The 1,637-nt window shown below is 55.5% G+C and carries 2 tRNA genes and 2 rRNA genes; all 4 read right to left on the reverse strand.

Going from position 1 to position 1,637, the window contains the following annotated elements:
• Positions 1-708: ribosomal RNA gene (locus Q8R75_RS19460) — 23S ribosomal RNA — on the reverse strand; the annotation flags it as partial.
• Between the two features lie 82 nt (positions 709-790).
• A tRNA-Ala gene (locus Q8R75_RS19465) sits at positions 791-866 on the reverse strand.
• Positions 867-892: 26 nt separating this feature from the next.
• Positions 893-971 (reverse strand) — tRNA-Ile (locus tag Q8R75_RS19470).
• 59 nt (positions 972-1,030) lie between these two features.
• Positions 1,031-1,637 (reverse strand): 16S ribosomal RNA (locus Q8R75_RS19475); the annotation flags it as partial.

The following is a 1,637-nucleotide window of genomic DNA, read 5'->3' on the forward strand; positions in this document are numbered from 1 at the left end:
CAGTACTATGCGCCCTATTCAGACTCGCTTTCGCTTCGGCTCCGTCTTTTTTAGACTTAACCTCGCACTACAGAGTAACTCGCTGACTCATTATGCAAAAGGCATGCGGTCACGGAACAAGTCCGCTCCCACTGCTTGTAGGCACCCGGTTTCAGGTTCTATTTCACTCCCCTAACAGGGGTTCTTTTCACCTTTCCCTCACGGTACTGGTACACTATCGGTCGCCAGGGAGTATTTAGCCTTGGAAGATGGTCCTCCCGGATTCCCACGAGGTTTCACGTGCCTCGCGGTACTCAGGAACCTACATTGCCGCTTTCGATACCACATACAGGGCTTTCACCTTCTATGGCCAGGTTTCCCAACCTGCTCTGCTCTCTAATCGCGGATCAATATGCGTAGGCCCTACAACCCCGAATGCTCGAAAGCACTCGGTTTGGGCTGATCCCGTTTCGCTCGCCGCTACTTCGGGAATCTCGGTTGATTTCCTCTCCTTCAGGTACTGAGATGTTTCACTTCCCTGAGTTCGCTTCCTAAGACCTATGAATTCAGTCAAAGGATGACGGGATATGACTCCCGCCGGGTTGCCCCATTCGGACACCTCCGGGTCAAAGCCTGTTTGGCGGCTCGCCGGAGAATTTCGCTGCCCACCGCGTCCTTCATCGCCTCCTGGCGCCAAGGCATCCACCAGATGCCCTTAAACGCTTTCAACTTTCGCTCCTCTCTCACCCTATTCAACTGTCAAAGAACTTAGCAACGCTCATTTGCGTTGCGCACCGTCGGCTCCACTTTGTGGTGGAGGTGAACGGGATTGAACCGTTGGCCCCCTGCGTGCAAGGCAGGTGCTCTCCCAGCTGAGCTACACCCCCACTCGAATAAAGTGGCGCGGACAGCGTGGTGGGCCTAGATGGACTTGAACCTTCGACCTCACGCTTATCAGGCGTGCGCTCTAACCGAAACTGAGCTATAGGCCCTTATCGGTCGCAAGAACCAAGGTCCTTGCAATTAAATAGCGAGTTGGGCGTTTCTCTATAAAGGAGGTGATCCAGCCGCAGGTTCCCCTACGGCTACCTTGTTACGACTTCACCCCAATCACCAGTCCTACCGTCGACGACTACTTCCTTGCGGTTAGTCCGTCGGCTTCGGGTAAAACCAGCTTTCGTGGTGTGACGGGCGGTGTGTACAAGGCCCGGGAACGTATTCACCCCGGCATGCTGATCCGGGATTACTAGCGATTCCAGCTTCATGCAGTCGAGTTGCAGACTGCAATCCGGACTGAGATGGGTTTTTTGGGATTGGCTTGGCCTCGCGGCTTTGCTGCCCTCTGTACCCACCATTGTAGTACGTGTGTAGCCCTAGACGTAAGGGCCATGCTGACTTGACGTCATCCCCGCCTTCCTCCCGGTTGCTCCGGGCAGTCCCGTGTGAAAAATTCAACACACGGCGAGGGTTGCGCTCGTTGCGGGACTTAACCCAACACCTCACGGCACGAGCTGACGACAGCCATGCAGCATCTGTGACACCGCCCCGAAGGGAAGACGACTTTCATCGCCGGTCGATGCCATGTCAAGCCCTGGTAAGGTTCTTCGCGTAACTTCGAATTAAACCGCACGCTCCGCTGCTTGTGCGGGCCCCCGTCA

The organism is Methyloversatilis sp., assembly GCF_030696805.1.
Lineage (GTDB): Bacteria > Pseudomonadota > Gammaproteobacteria > Burkholderiales > Rhodocyclaceae > Methyloversatilis.